The organism is Pseudomonas sp. C27(2019), from assembly GCF_008807395.1.
Taxonomy (GTDB): domain Bacteria; phylum Pseudomonadota; class Gammaproteobacteria; order Pseudomonadales; family Pseudomonadaceae; genus Denitrificimonas.
Window position 1 is genome coordinate 1,983,989 of the sequence record NZ_CP043320.1, and the last position, 18,425, is coordinate 2,002,413.

General features: G+C 48.4%; 16 protein-coding genes and 1 pseudogene. 3 read left to right on the plus strand and 14 right to left on the minus strand.

All coding sequences use genetic code 11. The features are described from left to right. Positions 1–13 precede the first annotated feature (13 nt). From flgD to apbC, 5 genes are all read right to left on the minus strand, one after another. Complete coding sequence (flgD, locus tag FXF61_RS09045; RefSeq protein WP_151184952.1) at positions 14–691, minus strand: flagellar hook assembly protein FlgD; 678 nt, start codon at positions 689–691, stop codon at positions 14–16. 16 nt (positions 692–707) lie between these two features. Then, positions 708–1,157 carry a flagellar basal body rod protein FlgC gene (gene flgC / locus FXF61_RS09050; RefSeq protein WP_151184953.1) on the minus strand — a complete coding sequence of 150 codons (450 nt, stop codon included), beginning with the start codon at positions 1,155–1,157 and terminating at the stop codon, positions 708–710. Between the two features lie 14 nt (positions 1,158–1,171). Beyond that, positions 1,172–1,579 carry a flagellar basal body rod protein FlgB gene (gene flgB, locus FXF61_RS09055; protein ID WP_151184954.1) on the minus strand — a complete coding sequence of 136 codons (408 nt, stop codon included), beginning with the start codon at positions 1,577–1,579 and terminating at the stop codon, positions 1,172–1,174. Positions 1,580–1,779: 200 nt separating this feature from the next. Then, positions 1,780–2,220 carry a YtoQ family protein gene (locus tag FXF61_RS09060; protein ID WP_151184955.1) on the minus strand — a complete coding sequence of 147 codons (441 nt, stop codon included), beginning with the start codon at positions 2,218–2,220 and terminating at the stop codon, positions 1,780–1,782. A 65-nt stretch (positions 2,221–2,285) separates the two neighbouring features. Then, entirely contained in the window at positions 2,286–3,380 is a 1,095-nt protein-coding gene (gene apbC / locus FXF61_RS09065) for an iron-sulfur cluster carrier protein ApbC (protein ID WP_151184956.1), read from the minus strand. Between the two features lie 167 nt (positions 3,381–3,547). Here apbC and metG point away from each other — a divergent pair, with 167 nt between their 5' ends. The 3 genes from metG (at position 3,548) to FXF61_RS09080 (ending at position 7,872) form a co-directional block, all read left to right on the plus strand. Beyond that, positions 3,548–5,599 (plus strand): methionine--tRNA ligase, encoded by a 2,052-nt coding sequence (metG, locus tag FXF61_RS09070; protein ID WP_151184957.1) that lies wholly within the window; start codon positions 3,548–3,550, stop codon positions 5,597–5,599. 157 nt (positions 5,600–5,756) lie between these two features. Continuing rightward, positions 5,757–7,094, plus strand: coding sequence for an alpha/beta fold hydrolase (locus FXF61_RS09075; RefSeq protein ID WP_151184958.1), 1,338 nt, complete (start codon positions 5,757–5,759; stop codon positions 7,092–7,094). Further along, entirely contained in the window at positions 7,087–7,872 is a 786-nt protein-coding gene (locus FXF61_RS09080) for a VacJ family lipoprotein (RefSeq protein ID WP_151184959.1), read from the plus strand. Before FXF61_RS09075 ends, FXF61_RS09080 begins: the two co-directional genes overlap by 8 nt. An 894-nt stretch (positions 7,873–8,766) precedes the next feature. Here the strand turns inward: FXF61_RS09080 and rnhB are convergent. The 9 genes and pseudogenes from rnhB to ispC form a co-directional block, all read right to left on the minus strand. Beyond that, positions 8,767–9,369, minus strand: coding sequence for a ribonuclease HII (gene rnhB, locus FXF61_RS09085; protein ID WP_151184960.1), 603 nt, complete (start codon positions 9,367–9,369; stop codon positions 8,767–8,769). After that, a complete protein-coding gene (lpxB, locus tag FXF61_RS09090) occupies positions 9,370–10,521 on the minus strand; it encodes a lipid-A-disaccharide synthase (protein ID WP_151184961.1) in 1,152 nt (383 codons plus the stop codon). It abuts the gene before it with no gap. Further along, on the minus strand, positions 10,521–11,297 hold the full coding sequence (lpxA, locus tag FXF61_RS09095; protein WP_151184962.1) for an acyl-ACP--UDP-N-acetylglucosamine O-acyltransferase: 777 nt from the start codon (positions 11,295–11,297) through the stop codon (positions 10,521–10,523). Before lpxA ends, lpxB begins: the two co-directional genes overlap by 1 nt. After that, positions 11,294–11,734, minus strand: a complete 441-nt coding sequence (gene fabZ / locus FXF61_RS09100) for a 3-hydroxyacyl-ACP dehydratase FabZ (protein ID WP_151184963.1) — start codon at positions 11,732–11,734, stop codon at positions 11,294–11,296. The genes lpxA and fabZ overlap by 4 nt, the downstream gene beginning before the upstream one ends. Before the next feature lie 118 nt (positions 11,735–11,852). After that, a pseudogene (lpxD, locus tag FXF61_RS09105) lies at positions 11,853–12,907 on the minus strand (UDP-3-O-(3-hydroxymyristoyl)glucosamine N-acyltransferase); the annotation flags it as partial. Between the two features lies 1 nt (position 12,908). Beyond that, entirely contained in the window at positions 12,909–13,412 is a 504-nt protein-coding gene (locus tag FXF61_RS09110; protein WP_151184965.1) for an OmpH family outer membrane protein, read from the minus strand. 45 nt (positions 13,413–13,457) lie between these two features. Beyond that, on the minus strand, positions 13,458–15,800 hold the full coding sequence (bamA, locus tag FXF61_RS09115; protein WP_151184966.1) for an outer membrane protein assembly factor BamA: 2,343 nt from the start codon (positions 15,798–15,800) through the stop codon (positions 13,458–13,460). 61 nt (positions 15,801–15,861) lie between these two features. Then, a complete protein-coding gene (gene rseP / locus FXF61_RS09120) occupies positions 15,862–17,214 on the minus strand; it encodes an RIP metalloprotease RseP (protein WP_151184967.1) in 1,353 nt (450 codons plus the stop codon). Next, a complete protein-coding gene (gene ispC / locus FXF61_RS09125) occupies positions 17,211–18,419 on the minus strand; it encodes a 1-deoxy-D-xylulose-5-phosphate reductoisomerase (RefSeq protein WP_151186057.1) in 1,209 nt (402 codons plus the stop codon). The genes rseP and ispC overlap by 4 nt, the downstream gene beginning before the upstream one ends. Positions 18,420–18,425 lie beyond the last annotated feature (6 nt).

Sequence of the window (18,425 nt, forward strand, 5' to 3'; positions counted from 1 at the left end):
CAATTCGTTAAGATCACTGACCAATAATCTGCACTTGGGACAATGGTACTGAGCCCAATCCCGCTAAATTCAATAACAGCTCCCCACCGCCTTGACCCAGCGTGACACTGTCAACGTTAGCTGGCAGCAAGGTGTATAAGCCTTTGGTTTCACCATCGATGCTGGCTTGCGCTTCAAACTTATAAGTCCCTGGTTGCATAATTTCGCCGTCGCTATTTTTCCCATCCCACATAAAGCTGACTTGACCAGCCTCTTGCGCACCCATGTTAATGCGCGTTGCTAAAGTGCCATCTGCACCATACACGTTGACATACACGTTACTGCTGCTTTGCGGAAGCACCAAGCTGGCTTTAAAGGTTTCCGAGGTATCCACCACTGCCCTATCGTTAGGCACAATCACCTTGCGGCCCACTAAAGACGAAGCTTGTAACGCTTGCGATGACTGATAACCCGATAAAATGGTTTGCATACTGCCATTGAGCTTTTCAACCCCTTCTACAGTACTGAACTGCGCCAGCTGGGCAATAAAGTCCCCGTTACTTTGCGGCTCTAATGGGTTCTGGTTATTGAGCTGGGCAACCAGCAATTCTAAAAACTCATTTTTGCCTAACTCTTCTTTTCCGCCTGCCTTGGTCGAGTGTTGGTACTGATCCAACACTGCACCGGCGGCACTGACTCCTGCTGCGCTCATTGCTGCCTCCTAAGGCTTACTGGCCTAATGTGAGTACGCGCTGCATCATCTGCTTAGCGGTATTCATCATTTCAACGTTGGTTTGAAATGCACGGCTGGCAGAAATCATGTCAGCCATTTCCTCCACCACGTTTACATTCGGGTAAAACACATAGCCATCGGCATTGGCTGATGGGTGATTGGGCTCATAGCGTGGCTGCAATTCACTTTGATCCTCAATAATGCCCATCACCTGCACGCCTTGGCCGGCCTGATCTTGATCGGCAAATAAAGAGCCCTGACCTACGCCACCGTTAACACTGTCTTGAAAGACTGTGGCAAATACGGGGTGCCGAGCACGGTAGGTTTGATCAATGCTAGAGGACACCGTTTCGGCGTTGGCAATGTTGCTGGAAATCGTATTTAAGCGCGTACTTTGTGCACTCATACCGCTACCGGCAATGTTAAAAACGCTGGAAAGAGACATAACTGGGTACTCCTTTAGTCGCCGCGCAGAGCTGACATCAGCCCTTTGAACTTACTGTTTAATAGTGTAAAGCTGGCTTGAAACTGCACTGAGTTTTCCGCATAAGTGGACTGTTCAACCTGCAAGTCAACGCTGTTTTGATCAATAGATGCATGATGTGGATTACGAAAACGCAACGCAGGATCAGCCAACTGCAAGGGCGCAACGTCAAAATGCTGACTATTGGTACGTTGCATCAATGGCTGCTTCTGTGCTGCCTGCTCAGCTTGAGCCGACAGCACACTGGCGAAATCTAAATCACGCGCTTTATAATGTGGTGTATCAGCATTGGCGATATTATTGGCCAGCACTTCAGCACGCTGGGCGCGAAAACTCAGAGCCTGCTCATGGATGCCAAGGGCTTTATCGAAATTGATGCTCATAGCGCAACACCTGCTTGTAATTCATCTTGCTCATTACAATGCAATACTTATGCCAAAGCGCTAAAAGCATTAAAATCAATAACTTAGGAAATACTGTCTGTCAATTATCTGACTGATCGGCAGTGCTTTGCCGCTTTGAAATGCCCAGAACGGGCTTAGACAACAGGCGGCAAAGACTCACCGCCTGATACAACTTGGGCTTAGGCTTGGGTGATATAACGCAAAATCTCAACAACCTGAGCAGGCGTAGTCGTCCACGCCATGGCTGCCGCGTCCACTTCTTTAAGCGGGTGAATGATATCTTCAGCGTGCAAGGTAATGTAGGGCTTGCCCAAGGCAGCGCAGTAACCCGCATCAAACGCCGCATTCCACTGTTTAAACTTATCACCAAAACGCACAACAACCAGATCACTGCTTTCAATCAGGGTTTTGGTACGAATAGCATTCACTTTAGCGGATTGGTGATCGCGCCAAAAGCTCTGTTCCTGTGCGCCTAAATGATCACCCGCCGCATCACTGGCATCGTGATCCGTAACTGCAGAAGTAAAGGCAATATCTAAGCCTAACGCCTGCGCACCCTGCTGAATTTCTTCTCGCCATGTGGTGTGGATTTCTCCGGAAAGATACACGGTAAAACTCATTTCATTTCTCCTTAATGCAGCAAAGGTGCTTATTAGCAAGCACCTTTGCTATGTAACCCGATGGGTTAATCGTCGCTGATTTCTATTGTTGGCATGGCTGCACTCTGTTTACTCAGAGCGCTGATGCGTGCACCGACAGTGCGCGCCAACTGCTGATAAATCATTGCAATCTGACTCTCAGGGTCTGCACCAGCAGTGGGCTCGCCACCATCGCACTGCAAACGAATGGCCATGGATAACGGCAATGATGCCAACAGCTCTGCACCATAACTGGCCGCTAAACGCTCACCACCACCCTCACCAAACAAATGCTCAGCATGCCCGCAATTTGAACAAATGTGCACGGCCATATTTTCCACAACACCCAAAATCGGGATATTCACTTTACGGAACATCTCAATGCCTTTACGTGCATCAAGCAAAGCAATGTCTTGTGGAGTGGTGACAATAACAGCACCGGCTACTGGTACTTTTTGCGCCAAGGTTAATTGAATATCACCGGTACCCGGTGGCATATCGACGACAAGGTAGTCCAAGTTATCCCAAGCGGTTTGCGTGATCATCTGCAACAACGCACCTGAAGCCATTGGACCGCGCCACACCATCGGCGTGCTATCGGTGGCAAGCAATGCCATCGACATCACCGCAACACCATGTGCCTGCACTGGTACAAAAAACTTTTGATCACGCACTTCTGGCTGAGTACCACTTGCAATACCAAACATAATGCCTTGGCTTGGGCCATAAATATCAGCATCTAAAATACCCACGCGCGCCCCTTCGCGGGCTAGTGCTAATGCAAGGTTCGCTGCTGTCGTGGATTTACCGACACCACCTTTACCTGAAGCAACTGCGATTACATTCTTCACACCGGCCAAAGTAGGCACATCAATTTGGCCATGGTGTGCTTGGATCACTGTATCAATTGTTACTTCAGCATTGGCTACGCCTGGCATCTGCTCCAAACTCATTTGCAGCATTTGCGCCCAACCGGTTTTAAACAAATCTGCGGGATAGCCCAACTCAAGCTGCACGCTAACGCGGTCACCTTTAATATCAATCGAGCGCACACAGCCTGCACTGACTGGATCGGCATTTAAATTGGGGTCAATAAGGCGGCTTAAGGTTTCTTCAACCGCAACGCGGGTTACTGCACTCATTACGCTCTCCACTGCAAAAACAGACTAAACGACAATCATTCTAGCCTAAACTGACCTACAAGACCTTAACCATCAGTAAGCTCTGACTGTTCAAAGGATGAAAAAAACAGCTTTTGCCTATATAGTAGACGGCTTATTTCTATTCACTTTTAGTAGTTAGGAAGATCATGAGCGAAGCCCGCAAAATTTTAGTGACCAGCGCCCTGCCCTATGCCAACGGCTCCATCCACCTTGGCCATATGCTTGAATACATTCAAACTGACATGTGGGTTCGCTTTCAAAAAATGCGCGGCAATCAATGCATTTATGTCTGTGCAGATGATGCGCATGGCTCTGCCATTATGCTGCGTGCAGAGGCAGAAGGAATAACCCCAGAGCAATTAATCGCCAATGTGCATGCTGAGCACAGTGCTGACTTTGCTGACTTCCTAGTGGATTTTGATAATTTCTACACCACCCACAGTGAAGAAAACCGTGAACTCTCTGAGCACATTTACCAGCGTCTGCAAGCAGCTGGCCATATTTCTACGCGCTCCGTCACTCAGTATTTTGATCCTGAAAAAGGCATGTTTTTAGCCGACCGCTTTATTAAAGGCACCTGCCCAAAATGCGCAACGCCGGATCAATATGGTGATAACTGTGAAAAGTGTGGCGCCACCTATCACCCTACTGAGCTAAAAGATCCACGCTCCGCGATTTCTGGGGCCACTCCTGTTTTAAAAGACTCAGAGCACTATTTCTTTAAGCTACCCAACTTCCAAAGTATGCTGCAAGAGTGGACACGCAGCGGCACCTTGCAAGAGTCAGTCGCCAACAAGCTCGCTGAATGGCTCGATAGCGGCTTACAAGAGTGGGACATTTCCCGCGATGCACCTTATTTTGGCTTTGAAATTCCAAACGCTCCGGGCAAATATTTCTACGTGTGGCTGGATGCACCCATCGGCTATATGGCCAGCTTTAAAAACCTCTGCGCGCGTCGTCCTGACTTGGACTTTGATGCGTTCTGGAGTAAAGACTCCACCGCCGAGCTGTACCATTTTATTGGTAAAGACATCATTAACTTTCACGCCCTGTTTTGGCCAGCAATGCTCTACGGTGCAGGCTACCGCAAGCCTACCGGTGTGCATGTGCATGGTTATTTAACCGTCAATGGCGCAAAAATGTCCAAATCACGCGGCACCTTTATTAAAGCCCGCTCTTACTTAGACCATTTAAATCCGGAGTACCTGCGTTACTACTATGCTTCTAAGTTGGGCCGCGGCGTTGAAGATCTGGACCTTAATTTGGATGACTTTATCCAAAAGGTAAACTCTGACTTGGTTGGTAAGGTGGTTAATATTGCCAGTCGTTGCGCTGGTTTTATTCAAAAAGGTAACGCTGGCATGCTCGTGGCAGAGATGCCCAACCCACAGCTGTGGCAGCGCTTTATTGAGGCGACACCATCCATTGCTAAAGCCTTCGAAGCGCGTGACTTTGCCCGCGCCATGCGTGAAACCATGGCGCTGGCTGATGCCGCCAATGCCTGGATTGCTGAACAAGCCCCGTGGTCGATGAACAAAATTGAAGGCCAGCAAGCGCAAGTGCAGGCTGTGTGTTCACAAGCCATTAACCTGTTTAAGCAACTGGTGATTCTACTCAAACCTGTACTGCCTAAGTTGGCTTCCGATGCTGAGCAGTTCCTCAATGTGTCTGATCTAAGCTGGAATGATTTAGGTAACTCACTGGGTGCACATCAACTCAATCCCTTTAGCCCTTTATTGACCCGCGTTGACCCAAAACATGTGGACGCTATGGTTGAGTCCGCTAAAGAAGATTTATTAGAAATGGAAAACACAGCAGAAACCGAAGCTGTTGCCAGCAATGGCGAGCTGGAGAAAGAGCCGCTGGCCAAAGAAATCGACTTTAATAGCTTTGCCGCTGTGGACTTACGCATTGCCTTGATCGAAAAAGCAACCTTTGTTGAAGGTGCAGATAAGCTATTACAACTGACCCTCGATTTGGGTGGCGTTAAGCGTAATGTCTTTTCTGGGATTAAAAGCGCCTACCCAGACCCTTCCGCGCTTGAAGGTCGCCTGACATTATATGTTGCTAACCTTGCCGCACGAAAAATGAAGTTTGGTGTCTCAGAAGGTATGGTTTTAGCAGCGGGTCCTGGCGGTGAAGAAATCCACCTGCTCAGCCCAGATGCTGGTGCACGACCCGGCCAACGGGTGATGTAATAGATAACCAGCCTAGCCCAGCACTGCTGCTGGCTAGGCTGATTGATCACCGCCAGTAACTGACATAACAAAAAGCCACAACCTCTATATATTTGACTGCAGCACAGAGAACAGGTCGATCATACAGCACGCCTCTGTTATCCAGCGAGATACTCTTATGTTTAAACGCTTGCTAACACCGCTCTATACAGCGCTGTGTCTATTGTGCGCCCTATCGTTAAGCGCTCAAGCAGCGCAGCACGATACAGCCTACCAATTCCCGCTCAGCAATGCTTTTGAAGCAACCATTGCTGGCACCCCCAGCGCCTTACGTCCACCTTTGCCCGATGATGCAGATATTAAGCAGCGCGATTACAGCCTGCGTTTGCGTCCTGAGCGTAAGTTCACTTTACCGAGCAACTTCTGGCCAGTTAAAACCTTCCGCTACCGTTTAGCCAAACAATCAGGCCCAGCACCGTTAATTTTTGTGATTGCTGGAACTGGGGCGCACTACTCCAGTAGCACAATGGAATATCTGAAAAAACTCTTTTATGGCGCTGGCTTTCATGTCGCGCAACTGTCTTCACCAACCGCCTATGACTTTATGGTGGGCGCTTCACCCTACGCTACACCGGGTTACTCACCGCAAGATGCGCAAGATCTGTACCGAGTGATGCGAGCCATTAAAAAACAACAGGACAATCTTGAGGTCACCGACTGGCATTTAACCGGCTACAGCTTAGGGGGTTTACACGCAGCCTTCGTCAGTGACTTAGACGAGCGCGAGCAGGCTTTTAACTTTAAGCGCGTGTTACTGCTTAACCCGCCGGTCAATCTGTACACCTCAGTCAGCAACCTCAATCGTTTGGCACAAGTCCAAGTCGTCAACGCTGCTGAAACCCGTACCTTTTACCAGTTAATGCTGGATAAACTCAGCCGTTATTTCAACAGCAAAGGCCGCTTTGACTTCAATGAAGCGATGCTGTTTGACTTTCAAAACTCAGCGCAAAAGCTGTCTGATAACGACTTAGCGATGCTGATTGGCAGTGCCTTTCGCTTTATCGCTGCTGATATCAACTTCACCTCGGACTTAATCAATCGCCGCGGCATCATCACGCCACCGCAGCAAAGAATCAATGACGGCACCAGCTTAACGCCCTTTTTTAAGCGGGCCTTACTCTGTGATTTCGAATGCTATATCCAGCAGCAGCTACTGCCATTTTGGCGTGTACATGTACAAAAACAACAGCCGAACACCGCAGCGGACAATCCTATCGCCGATTTAGACGCATTAACTCAGGCCAGCAGTCTCTATGCATTAACCGATTATCTGAGCACGAGCTCTAAAATTGGCGTGATGCACAATGCTGACGACATCATTTTGGGCCAAGGTGATTTAGCGTTCTTAAAGCAGCACATGCCTGAGCGCTTGACGGTATACCCGCTTGGGGGGCACATGGGTAATCTTGCCTACCGCAAAAATGCGGCCGATATATTGGAGTTTTTCCATGATTAAAACTCAATTATTACGTCGTTTTTGCATAGCTAGCCTGCTGCTATTGGCGTTAGCACAAACCAGCTGGGCCGAAGAGATTGATGCTGACGGTTTCAAAAACCCATTGCAGCATTTAGTGTTTAATCCGCATCTGGGGCAGCATGAATTCGAGCGTTCTACTTTAGAAGCTTTGCATATCAGTGACCCACTGGAGCAATGGAATCGCCGTGTGTATCACTTTAACTACCGCTTTGATCAGTGGGTATTTTTGCCTGTTGTCGATGGTTATACCAAGGTGACGCCGCACTTTTTACGCACTGGCGTGAGTAATTTTTTTAGTAACCTGGGTGAAATTCCAACCTTAGTGAACAGCCTGCTGCAACTTAAAGGCCACCGTGCGATGGAAACGACTGCACGTATTTTCTTTAACACCACTTTTGGTCTGGCGGGCGTGTGGGATCCGGCTACAAAAATGGGTCTGACTAAAAACAGTGAAGATTTTGGGCAAACATTGGGCTATTACGGTGTACCGCACGGCCCTTATTTGATGCTGCCGCTGCTTGGCCCCTCCAACCTGCGCGATACCAGCGGCCTTGTGGCTGACTACACGGTAGACTTTAAAGCAAACTGGCTAAACGTCGCCAAAGAAAGCGAGCGGCATCCAGAAATTTTTGCACTAAAAATCATTGATCGGCGTTACATCACCAAATTGCGCTACGGGCAAATGAACTCACCCTTTGAGTACGAGAAGATCCGTTACGCGTATACCAAGTCGCGTGAGCTGAAAATTGCTGAGTAGTAAACCCCCGTCTTTTGTTTGTCATCTGCCAATCTGCCTAAAGCGCGCCGTGCTATAGAATTGAAATCCACATCAATGATCAATAGCAGTGTGCGGGTGTTGTGGCGAGCGAAGCCAGGGATGGTGTAGCGCCCGCATCACGCCAGGAGGGCGTGTTAAGGGAAGAACAACACTTGCACGCTGCAACATGCGCAAATTGTCCTTTAAAGTTTTTATTTGAGGTGTGCTGGTCATTGTGTGGCATAGCGTACTTCGGGGCAGGTGTTTTTCCGTCGATGAACCCATCCTGGGTTCAACTCCGGCGCTCACCATCCATGGCTCGCTTGTCACACCAACCCCGAAGCACTCGTTGATCAGCGGTGTAGTTAGCGCGATTGATATAAGGCTCATCTGTTTCTGGAAATTTTTAAGTTAACTGTGTGAATTGTTGTTTTACTTTCACCATTCACAATACTAAAAATGACCAGACACACTGCCTATCAGCACAACACACTGCCTTAAAAGAGCCATGCTTCACACTTGAAAACTATACCGATGATCGATAGCAGTGTGCGGGTGTTGTGGCGAGCGGAGCCAGGGATGGCGTAGCGCCCGCATCACGCCAGGAGGGCGTGTTAAGGGAAGAACAACACTTGCACGCTGCAACATGCACAGATCATGCTCAATGCTCTTGCTTCAAAAGAGTCATGCTACAGAATCGAAAACAATATCAATGATCAATAGCAGTGTGTGGGTGTTGTGGCAAGCGCGCCATGGATGGTGCGCGCCCGAATCGGGTCAGGAAGACCCGTTGAGGAAAAAACGACACTTGCACGGTACGGCATGCGCACATGCTGCTTGATGCTTGATGCTTGATGCTTGATGCTTTTGATTCTTAGCTTTATAAGAAACTAATCAATTGTCTTCAAAAAACCGCCGCACCGGAGCAAACGAGCGCCGATAGATCGGTGTAGGCCCTAACTCTTGCAGTGCTTGGAGATGCGCGGGGGTGGGATAGCCCTTATGTCTAGCAATACCATAACCTGGGTATTGCGCGTCCAATAGCGCCATCTCACGGTCACGGCTGACTTTGGCCAAAATGGATGCCGCAGAAATTTCAGCAACTGTACCATCACCCTGCACCACCGCCTCACTGGGCATGCTGAGCTGTGGGCAGCGGTTACCGTCAATCAATGCTAAGTCAGGATGAATCGATAAACCCTCAACCGCACGCTGCATGGCCAGCATGGTGGCCTGCAAGATATTTAAACGGTCAATCTCTTCCACTTCAGCACGGCCAATGCACCATGCTAAAGCTTTTTCTTGAATTTCAAGAAAAAGTGCTTCACGCCTTTTTTCGGTAAGCTTTTTTGAATCATTAAGCCCAACAATTGGTCGTTGCGGATCTAAAATGACTGCTGCGGTAACCACAGGCCCACATAAAGGGCCGCGCCCGACTTCATCGACGCCTGCAATGTGTTTGCCAGCATAGGCTTGCTGGAGTAATTCAAGTTGCATTTAGAGTCGACCCAATAACTTCAAAACACCCTGTGCCGCACGCTCTGAGGCATCACAACGCAAGGACTCATGCAGTTCAGCAAAGCGTTGCGTTTGTTGCGAGCCATCACGTAGCTGTTCTAACACCGCCTCAGCTAATGCCTCAGGTGTCGCTGCATCCTGAATAAACTCAGGCACCAGCATCTCAGCTGCCAATAAGTTAGGCAAAGAGACATAAGGGCTTTTGACCATTTTTTTCAGTAGCCAATAGCTCGCCGGCGCCAACTTATAGGCCACCACCATCGGCTTTTTAAACAGCATCGCCTCAAGGGTAGCAGTGCCTGAAGCAATTAATACCGCATCACAGGCTTGCAATGCAGTTTGCGACTGACCATCTAAAATAGTGATCGGTAAATGAGGCATATCCGCTAAAATCGCGGCCAACTGTGCATGTCGCGCTTGGTTGGCAGCGGGAATAATAAAGCGTAAGTGCGGTTTTTCAGCCAACAAGTAGCGTGCCGTATCAACAAACAAAGCACCCAATTTAGCCACTTCACCACCACGGCTACCGGGCAGTAAGGCCACGACTTGTGCATCTGCAGGTAAGCTCAGCTGCTCGCGCGCGGACTGCAGATCAGTCTGCATAGCAATACTATCGGCCAACGGGTGACCGACAAACAGCACTGGCACCTGATGCTTCTGATAAAATTGCGCCTCAAAAGGCAGCAAAGTCAGCATCAGATCACAGCCTTCACGGATTTTAAACACACGCTTTTGTCGCCACGCCCACACTGATGGGCTGACATAGTGCACGGTTTTAATTCCCGCTTTACGCAACTGCAATTCGATAGTTAAGTTAAAATCCGGCGCATCAATACCAATAAACACATCCGGTTGCTGTGCTTTTAAGGTACCGATGAGGCGCTTACGACGAGCCAACAGTTCTGGTAAACGACCCAGCACCTCAACCAAACCCATAATCGCTAAGCGTTCCATAGGAAAGTACGAGATTAATCCTTGCGCTTGCATCAATGGACCGCCAACACCAATAAACTCAATGTCTGGGTGGTGATCGCGCAGCGCCTGCATCAAGCCAGCACCTAAAATATCTCCCGACGCTTCGCCGGCCACAAGGGCTACTTTTAAAGGCCGCTGCTGCGCTTGCTCAGTCATTAGCGAGTAATGCCCCGCGAGGACTGACGGATAGAGTTACAAAATAAGGCCACTTCGGGATGTTGCGCTTCACTGTCAGTCAAGGCTTGCAAGGCCTCTTCAACGGTTAAACCTTTGCGGTAGACAGTTTTATAAGCACGACGCAGCGCCTGTATCGCCTCGTCTGAAAAGCCACGGCGGCGCATGCCCTCAAAATTCATACTGCGTGCTTCAGCAGGATTACCAGCAGCGGTAATAAACGCAGGAATATCTTTACCCACCGCGGTGCCCATCGCAGTAAAGCTGTGCGCACCAATATGACAGTACTGATGCACCAAGGTGTAGCCAGACAAAATAGCCCAGTCACCCATGTGTACATGCCCCGCTAGGGCGGTGTTATTCACCAAAATACAATGATTACCAATGACACTGTCATGACCGATATGAGCGTAGGCCATAATCAAGTTATGATCGCCTATTGTCGTTTCAGAACGGTCTTGAACAGTACCACGATGAATCGTCACACCTTCGCGAATAACATTATGATCACCGATCACCAAACGCGTTGCTTCGCCTTGATATTTTAGATCAGGTGTATCTTCACCCACTGATGAAAATTGATAAATGTGGTTATGACAGCCAATACGCGTCGGACCTTTAATCACAACATGCGATGCAATAATTGATCCCGCGCCAATTTCAACCCCTGGACCAATAGTCGTCCAAGGACCGACAGTCACATCGTCCGCCAGCCGAGCTGACGGATCAATAATGGCTCGAGGATCAATTAAACTCATAGTTTGCGTTCCGCACAAATAATTTCAGCTGAACACACTATTACATCACCCACGCTGGCTTGGCAATTAAACTTCCAAATACCACGCTTAGAGCTGATAAAGCTCGCTTTTAAGTCAAGACGATCGCCTGGCACAACAGGCTGGCGAAAACGCAACTTATCAGAACCCACAAAGTAATACAGAGTGCCATCATCAGGCGAAGCGTTCATTATCTTGAAGCCCAGCACACCAGCCGCTTGCGCCATAGCCTCAATAATCAAAACACCTGGCATAATCGGATGTTGCGGAAAATGACCGTTGAAGAAAGGCTCGTTAATGCTTACATTTTTGTAGGCATGGATTGTTTTTTGCTCTAAATCAATCGCTGCAACACGGTCCACTAACAAAAAAGGATAGCGGTGCGGAAGCAGTGTTCGAATTTCGTTGATGTCCATCATATATAAAAGCCTTAATCAAATAAGTGAGGCTGTGAATACCTATACACAAACCTACCACCTTCAACTGAACGGCACTTAATGCGCTAAATGAAAGCTGATTAGCTAGAAAGGTCGATAAAGAATCAGATGATATATCCAGATCAGAGGTCACTTCTGAGTATATTTTTCCAGTGTACGAACGCGTTTAACTAAGTCATCCAGCTGCCGAAAGCGAACAGCGTTTTTCTTCCAGTCAGACGCAGGCTGCATTGCAGTACCCGATGAATAAGCGCCTGGTTCAGTAATGGAGTGCGTCACCATGGTCATTCCTGTGATAAACACCCCGTCACATATTTCAATGTGCCCAACCAGCCCTACACCACCAGCCAACATGCAGTTACGGCCAATTTTAGCGCTGCCAGAAATACCCACGCAGGCGGCAACCGCCGTATTCTCGCCTATCTGCACATTGTGAGCAATTTGGATTTGGTTATCTAATTTAACCCCATTGCCAATAAGCGTATCCGACAGTGCACCGCGATCAATAGTGGTGTTAGCACCAATTTCAACGTCATCGCCAATCGTCACGCCACCCACTTGCGCAATTTTATGCCAAACCCCTTGCTGGTTAGCAAAACCGAAACCTTCGCCACCAATCACTGCACCGGACTGAATAACCACACGCTGACCAATAGTGACATCATGGTATAAAGTCACCCGCGCAAGTAAACGACCTCCTTCAGCAATGGAGCTGCGTGCACCAATAAAACACTGTGCACCAATAATCACACCAGCAGCTATCACCGCATGCTCCTCGATTACTACGCCTGGGCCAATGCTGGCTGTCGAGTCAATCAAAGCGCTCTCAGCTATCACCGCACTGGGATGAATGCCCGGCGCATATCGAGGTGTTCGGTCAAAGAAGTGTGATAGTTTGGCGTAGGCCAGATAGGGATCAGCCACCACTAAACAGTTGCCTGAGTAGCCAGCAGCATCGCTGGCTGACAGCAACACGGCACCGGCTTGGCTGTCATCTAAGTGTTTGCGGTACTGCGCATTGGCAAGAAAGCTTAATTGATCAGATGTTGCATCTTGTAAGGTTGCAACAGCATAGATAACTTTTTGCGCATCACCTCGCAGCTCAGCACCGAGCGTCTCGGCTAGCTGAGCTAGAGTAAACTGTATCTGTGTCATATCAACGTAACTGATTCATGCGCTCAATAACGCGCAGCGTGATATCAAACTGTGGTTTAACATCAACCACAGCACCACGCTCTAAAACGATATCGTAGTTGCCGCTTTTCAGTACTTCTTCAACCGCTTTATCAAGCTTTGGCTTTAGCTTCTCTAGCATTTCACGATCAGCTAAGGCTTTAGACTCGTTTAGGTCTTTAGATTGAATCTGGAAATCACGGGCTTTTTGCTTATATTCAAGCTCTAAACGCTCAAGCTCTGCTTGCTGCATACGCTCGCCATCTTTGATCAAGCGATCTTCAATGCGCTTGGCTTCAGTTTCTAGGTTTTTCAGCTTAGTCAGCTGCGGACTAAACTTCTTCTCCGCATCGACTGCGTATTTTTTCGCTGCATCGGACTCCAACAGCGCCATTTGATAATTCAAAACAGCAATTTTCATTTCAGCAAACACAGGACCGCTAATTAAAGCAGTTGTTAGTAAAACCAATTGAGTCAACTTACGCACGATGCACTCCTAAAACCACTGTTATTAATAAAGTAAAAATCTAAATTAGAATGTTTGACCCAGCGAGAACTGGAACACCTGAGTATCCGCATTGTCTGGTTTTTTGATCGGAACACCCAAACTAAAGCTTAATGGCCCCATCGCCGTGACCCACGTTAAGCCAACACCAACGGAACTGGCAAGGTTATCGTACTCAATACCACAACCGGACTCATTGCGATCTTTTTGCTCTGAACTGCAACTGGTATCAAAGACATTACCCACGTCCCAGAACAACACAGTCCGCAGTGAGCGTTGATCTTTAACAAAAGGCATTGGGAACAAGAGTTCAACACCACCCTGAATCAAGACGTTACCACCAAAAGGAAGGTTATCTTGGTCATAATCACTGCTATTAGGTGTACTACGCGGACCTAGACTGCTGTCTTTAAAGCCACGTACTGAGTTAAAACCACCAGCATAATAGTGCTCATAAAACGGCAACTCTGAGGTAGAGCCATAACTTTCCGCATAACCAATATCAGTATGGAAGCGTAGCGTATAGTTTTTGCTTACTGGCTTGAACAGTTGGCCACGGTAATCTAAGCGGTAAAAGGACAAGTCGCTGCCAGGCACTGTCACTTCAGCAGTTAGGCTTTGCGAATGACCGCGCGTGGCCATCATGCCGCGGTTCAGAGTTGACTGTGACCAGCCCGCTGAGGCTTTAAAATTGGTGTAGGTTTTACCTTCTTTATCAGTAAAGTCAGTAATTTCTTCAACGGTATAACGACCCGTCTTAAGCTTATCTTGCTGAGCACCTAAACCAAAATTTAAGCGCGAAGTTTCACTGATCGGATAGCCAACGTTAATCCCACCACCAAAACTATCGATCGCGTAATTGGACACATCAACATCAAGCTTGTCGTAGTCAGTTGTACGATAAAAAGCGTTATAGCCTAAGCTCACACCATCAACAGTCCAGTACGGATCAACAAAGCTAAAGTTATAATTACTTTGATATTCGCTACGGGTGAGGCCTACGCTAACGCGATTACCGGTACCTAAGAAGTTGCTCTGACTGATCGAACCACCCAGAATCAAACCGGCATTCTGGGCAAAACCCACACTGGCTGTAATCGAGCCTGACGGCTGCTCTTCTACACTGTAATTGACATCAATTTGGTCATCAGTGCCTGGTACTTGCGGCGTCTCAACGTTCACTTCCTTAAAATAGCCTAGACGCTCTAAACGCGTTTTTGACTGATCAATAAGGTAGGTTGATGCCCAGCCACCTTCCATTTGCCGCATTTCACGACGCAGCACTTCATCCATGGTTTTGGTGTTACCACGGAAGTTAATACGGTTTACATAGGCACGCTTACCTGGATCAACCACGTAAGTCAGCGATACGGTGTTATCTTCATCATGAGTCTGCGGCACGCCATTGACGTTAGCAAAGGTATAACCATCATTACCTAAGCGTCGTGTAATCAATTCAGAAGTCGTGGTCATCACTTGGCGTGAGAAAACCTGTCCTTCACGCGACAGCAGCAATGCTTGGATTTCTTCTTCAGGGACTTTCAAATCACCCGACAGTTTGACGTCGCGGATGGTGTACTGCTCACCTTCATCAATATTGACTGTGACGTAGACGTGCTTTTTATCTGGGGTAATGGAAACCTGAGTTGAGGTTATATCCATATTGATATAACCACGGTCAAAGTAATACGAGCGCAATCGCTCTAAGTCACCAGACAGTTTCTCACGGGCGTATTTGTCATCATTGCGAAAGAAAGACAACCAATTCTTAGTTTTCAGCTCAAACAGGTCTATTAAGTCATCATCTTTAAAGACTTTATTGCCAACCACGTTAATGTGCTGAATGGAGGCAACTGAACCTTCAGTAACGTCGATCTTCAGAGCGACACGGTTACGCGGCTGCGCAATCACTTTGGCATCAATATTAGCTGAGTAGCGGCCTTGAGCAACGTATTGGCGCTGCAACTCATTACGTACGCCGTCGAGTGTCGCCTGTTGGAAAATTTCACCCTCAGCCAAACCTGACTGTTTCAAGCCTTTAAGCAAGTCATCGGTACTGATGGCTTTATTACCTTTAATTTCCAAACTAGAGATTGAAGGTCGTTCAAGCAGCGTAATAATCAGCACATCGCCATCACGGCTGAGCTGGATATCTTCAAAAAACCCAGTCTTAAATAAAGAACGGGTCGCCTCCGCCAGCTGTCTCTCATCGACAGTCTCGCCTACGTTCAAAGGTAATGCACCGAAGACACTGCCCGCGGATACACGCTGCAAACCGTTCACACGGATATCAGAGACAGTGAAGGGTGCAGCGTGAGCTTCAGATATTATTAGCGCGGATATCACCGCAGGTAACAGCAGACGTTTCATGCAAACCTTTCTATTTCGACGATATATATAAAACCCGCTGCCACGCAGCGAATCAGTATTTTTACAAACGCGCTAAATCATTAATTACCGCAAGCAACATAACGCAAATGACTAAGGCAATACCAATCTGCATACCATAGCCTTGAATACGCTCCGACAACGGCCGACCGCGTACCAACTCTGCAAAGTAAAATAACAGATGTCCACCATCAAGCACAGGAATTGGTAATAAATTAAGTACGCCCAGACTGATACTTAAGTAAGCCATAAAACTCAACAAGCTTCTTAGGCCACTTTCAGCCGAAGCGCCCGCCACTTTAGCAATGGTTATCGGTCCGCTCAAGTTTTTTACTGAGAGTTCGCCAAACAGCATCTTTTTTAGCGAGCCAAGTGTCAAAGCACTCATTGTCCACGTACGCTGCGCACCTTCAATCACGGCCTCAAGCGGGCCAAAGCGCACCTCTCGAAGCATCTCTGCCGGCCATTCACCACCGCTGACACCCATGCCTAAATAGCCACGCCTGCCTGTATCAGTCGCCTGCGCGCTCAACATAACTTGCACTTCAGTCAACTGCCCTGCACGTTCGATGCTCAATTCTATCTTTGTATCGGGGCGCGCTTGTACATAATTGACCACTGTCTGCCAATCAGTGACTGCCTGATCGTCAATTGCAACAATTTTGTCATTGAGTTGTAGGCCTGCATACTGCGCTGGCCCTTCAGGATCAAGCTGCGCAACAACAGCAGAAACACGTGGTCGCCAAGGCTCAATACCCAGCTCACTGATAGGGTTGGGGGCATCTGCACCATACAGCCATTTATCCAGCGTAACCGTGTAGCTACTGGCAACTGTATTACCTGCTGACTTGGCATCAATACGCAAACTACCGCTATCACCAAGGCGCTGGATTAGCTTTAAATTGACATCACCCCAGCCAGAGACAGCTTGACCATCCACGGCAATAATTTCTTGACCACTGTGCAAGCCAGCACGCTGCACTAAGCTATCAGCAACCACCTCACCGATCACCGGCCTAACTTGCTGACTGCCCAGCATGGCAACACACCAAAACAACGCAAAGGCTAGAATAAAATTGGCCGCTGGGCCCGCAGCTACAATCGCAATACGCTGCCTAACAGTTTTTCGATTAAAACACTCACTATGCTGCGCCTCATCCACCGGTGCTTCACGCTCATCAAGCATTTTCACATAGCCACCCAGCGGGATCATAGCAACCACAAACTCCGTGCCATGCCGATCATGCCAGCGCACTATAGGCGTGCCAAAACCAATGGAGAAGCGTAAAACCTTGACCCCACAGCGGCGTGCCACCCAAAAATGACCGTATTCATGGATGGTTACCAAAACACCAAGCGTGATCAAGGTGCCCAGCAACATATACAAACCACTCATAAACCTATACCTATACTGCCTGATTGCTTAGTTAACCACGTATTAGCATATTGACGCGCGCGCAGATCCACTTCAACCACTTGCTCAAGACTCTGCACGGAGCTGGCCTGCTGCATATTCAATACATCTTCAATCAATTGTGGAATTTGGGTAAAGCGAATGCGCCCGTGTAAGAACGCTTGCACTGCAATCTCATTAGCCGCATTGAGCACAATCGGTGCACTCGCGCCCGCCTGTGCCGCCTCAATAGCCAAACGCAAACAGGAAAAACGTTCTAAATCAGGTGCAACAAAATCCATACGCGCTAAAGCACATAAATCTAGCGGTGCTACACCCGAGCTAATGCGCTCAGGCCAAGCCATGGCATGGGCAATCGGGGTGCGCATATCGGGATTGCCCAACTGCGCTAACATTGAGCCATCCACATAATCAACCAGCGAATGAATCACGCTTTGCGGATGAATCACCACTTCAACTTGCTCAGGACGTGCGGCAAACAGCCAGCAGGCTTCAATCAGCTCTAAACCCTTATTCATCATGGTGGCGGAATCAACAGAGATTTTTTGCCCCATTGACCAATTTGGATGGGCGCACGCTTGCGCAGGTGTAACGCGCTCTAACTCAGCATAGCTGCTATTACGAAACGGCCCACCCGAGGCAGTTAACAATATACGCCGCACGCCAACCGGCGCTAAACCGTCTGCATAGTTGCATGGTAGACACTGGAAAATTGCATTATGTTCACTGTCAATTGGCAGCAATTGTGCGCCATGCTCGCGCACCGCATGCATAAACAATGCGCCAGACATAACTAGAGCTTCTTTATTGGCCAAAAGAATTTTCTTGCCAGCCTGTACCGCAGCCATTGCTGACTCTAAACCGGCGGCACCGACAATCGCTGCCATCACCGCATCTACATCAGGGTGCGCGGCTACTTCACATAAGCCCTGCGGCCCCGCTAACACCTCAGTTGCCAAGCCTGCATTACGCAGATCGCTCTGCAAACGCTGGGCTTGCGCTGCATCAGCCACTACCGCAAAACGTGGACGGAAGCGCAAGCACAACGTTTGTAACTCACCGATGCGTGCATGCGCGGTTAACGCAAAGACTTGATAGCGCTCTGGGTGCCGGCTGATCACATCAAGGGTACTGCTACCGATTGAACCCGTCGCACCTAACACTGTGACCTGCTGTAGTTGATGCACAATACG

Excerpts from the sequence above, each read along its gene's own strand:
- flgB (WP_151184954.1), bottom strand. The coding sequence starts at position 1,579 with ATGAGCATCAATTTCGATAAAGCCCTTGGCATCCATGAGCAGGCTCTG.
- fabZ (WP_151184963.1), bottom strand. The coding sequence starts at position 11,734 with ATGATGGACATCAACGAAATTCGAACACTGCTTCCGCACCGCTATCCT.
- rnhB (WP_151184960.1), bottom strand. The coding sequence starts at position 9,369 with ATGCAACTTGAATTACTCCAGCAAGCCTATGCTGGCAAACACATTGCA.
- metG (WP_151184957.1), top strand. The coding sequence starts at position 3,548 with ATGAGCGAAGCCCGCAAAATTTTAGTGACCAGCGCCCTGCCCTATGCC.
- lpxB (WP_151184961.1), bottom strand. The coding sequence starts at position 10,521 with ATGACTGAGCAAGCGCAGCAGCGGCCTTTAAAAGTAGCCCTTGTGGCC.
- FXF61_RS09080 (WP_151184959.1), top strand. The coding sequence starts at position 7,087 with ATGATTAAAACTCAATTATTACGTCGTTTTTGCATAGCTAGCCTGCTG.
- FXF61_RS09075 (WP_151184958.1), top strand. The coding sequence starts at position 5,757 with ATGTTTAAACGCTTGCTAACACCGCTCTATACAGCGCTGTGTCTATTG.
- flgD (WP_151184952.1), bottom strand. The coding sequence starts at position 691 with ATGAGCGCAGCAGGAGTCAGTGCCGCCGGTGCAGTGTTGGATCAGTAC.
- bamA (WP_151184966.1), bottom strand. The coding sequence starts at position 15,800 with ATGAAACGTCTGCTGTTACCTGCGGTGATATCCGCGCTAATAATATCT.
- lpxA (WP_151184962.1), bottom strand. The coding sequence starts at position 11,297 with ATGAGTTTAATTGATCCTCGAGCCATTATTGATCCGTCAGCTCGGCTG.
- apbC (WP_151184956.1), bottom strand. The coding sequence starts at position 3,380 with ATGAGTGCAGTAACCCGCGTTGCGGTTGAAGAAACCTTAAGCCGCCTT.
- flgC (WP_151184953.1), bottom strand. The coding sequence starts at position 1,157 with ATGTCTCTTTCCAGCGTTTTTAACATTGCCGGTAGCGGTATGAGTGCA.
- rseP (WP_151184967.1), bottom strand. The coding sequence starts at position 17,214 with ATGAGTGGTTTGTATATGTTGCTGGGCACCTTGATCACGCTTGGTGTT.
- FXF61_RS09060 (WP_151184955.1), bottom strand. The coding sequence starts at position 2,220 with ATGAGTTTTACCGTGTATCTTTCCGGAGAAATCCACACCACATGGCGA.